This is a genomic window from Bacteroides sp. Phil13, from assembly GCF_001940965.1.
Taxonomy (GTDB): domain Bacteria; phylum Bacteroidota; class Bacteroidia; order Bacteroidales; family Bacteroidaceae; genus Bacteroides; species Bacteroides intestinalis.
The window spans coordinates 994-2,257 of sequence record NZ_MSHA01000025.1 but is presented as its reverse complement, the minus strand read 5'-3'; the positions used below and the strand labels follow the sequence as shown (position 1 = coordinate 2,257).

The window sequence follows — 1,264 nt, the reverse complement described above, 5'->3', positions numbered from 1 at the left end:
TTTACCAAAGATGCAGCTTCTTTCAGTGAGTATGCTTTCCCTGCTTCAATTTTTTCTGCAGCCAACTTTTGTTTTTTTGTCAGTTTACCCATTCTAATTGAAGTTTATTAGTTATTAACCGGGAACTCCCCTTTTACAGTGATACCCATACTTCTAGCTGTACCAGCAACCATTGTCATGGCAGCTTCTACAGTGAAACAGTTCAAGTCCACCAATTTGTCCTGAGCAATCGTACGAACCTGTTCCCAAGTAATCTCGGCAACTTTCTTACGGTTAGGCTCAGCAGAACCACTCTTTACCTTAGCTACTTCAAGCAATTGAATAGCAACGGGAGGAGTCTTGATTACAAAATCGAAAGACTTATCTGCGTAGTAAGTGATAATCACAGGAAGAATTTTTCCTGCTTTGTCTTGGGTTCTGGCGTTGAATTGCTTGCAAAACTCCATGATGTTAATACCCTTTGAACCCAAAGCAGGTCCTACGGGAGGTGATGGATTTGCCGCGCCTCCTTTAATCTGTAATTTGATTAGTCCAGCAACTTCTTTAGCCATTTTTTTATTGATTTATATATAAACATTAATCAAAGAACACTACAGCGTAACACCTGTATTATTCTTTTTCAACTTGCATAAAGCCTAATTCGAGCGGAGTTTTCCGTCCGAATATCTTTACCATAACCTTGAGTTTCTTCTTCTCGGTGTTCACTTCTTCAATGATTCCACTGAATCCACTGAACGGGCCGTAATTTACTTTCACAGTTTCACCGACTACATACGGGATACTAAGCTCTTCAGTAGCATCCTGCAGCTCGTCCACCGTACCAAGTATACGATTCACTTCCGATTGTCTCAGGGGAACAGGTTTATCCGATCCACCTAAGAATCCAATCACATTAGGAGTATTTCTCAAGTGGTGAGCTACCTCACCAACCAGAGCTGCCTCCACCAAAACGTAACCAGGGAGATAACTTCTCTCTTTCACAATTTTCTTTCCATTGCGAACCTGATAAACCTTTTCGGTAGGAATCAATACCTGAGATACATAATCACCAAGGTCGCTGTTTTTAATATCAGCTTCAAGGTATTCCTTCACCTTAGCTTCTTTTCCGCTAATAGCACGCAGAACGTACCATTTCTTTTCAATCTCAGACATTTCCCTCGTTTTTTAGTGTGGATAAATAATTTTCTCCATTACGTTCTGGAAACAGAAGTCCATCGCAAATACTACCAATGCAATAAGCAGGGAAGCATATAAAACAACTACT

Annotated in this window: 2 protein-coding genes and 2 pseudogenes; all 4 read right to left on the bottom strand. The window is 40.4% G+C overall.

Annotation, left to right across the window (positions count from 1 at the left end; all coding sequences use genetic code 11):
- Positions 1 to 92: pseudogene (locus BWI44_RS03795) on the bottom strand (50S ribosomal protein L1); the annotation flags it as partial.
- 15 nt (positions 93 to 107) lie between these two features.
- A complete protein-coding gene (gene rplK, locus BWI44_RS03790) occupies positions 108 to 551 on the bottom strand; it encodes a 50S ribosomal protein L11 (protein ID WP_117691259.1) in 444 nt (147 codons plus the stop codon).
- Positions 552 to 609: 58 nt separating this feature from the next.
- Positions 610 to 1,152, bottom strand: a complete 543-nt coding sequence (gene nusG, locus BWI44_RS03785) for a transcription termination/antitermination protein NusG (RefSeq protein WP_007662121.1) — start codon at positions 1,150 to 1,152, stop codon at positions 610 to 612.
- A gap of 12 nt (positions 1,153 to 1,164) precedes the next feature.
- A pseudogene (locus BWI44_RS03780) lies at positions 1,165 to 1,264 on the bottom strand (preprotein translocase subunit SecE); the annotation flags it as partial.

What these genes read in the sequence shown, in the direction of transcription:
- nusG (WP_007662121.1), bottom strand. Translation starts at nt 1,152, where the DNA reads ATGTCTGAGATTGAAAAGAAATGGTACGTTCTGCGTGCTATTAGCGGA.
- rplK (WP_117691259.1), bottom strand. Translation starts at nt 551, where the DNA reads ATGGCTAAAGAAGTTGCTGGACTAATCAAATTACAGATTAAAGGAGGC.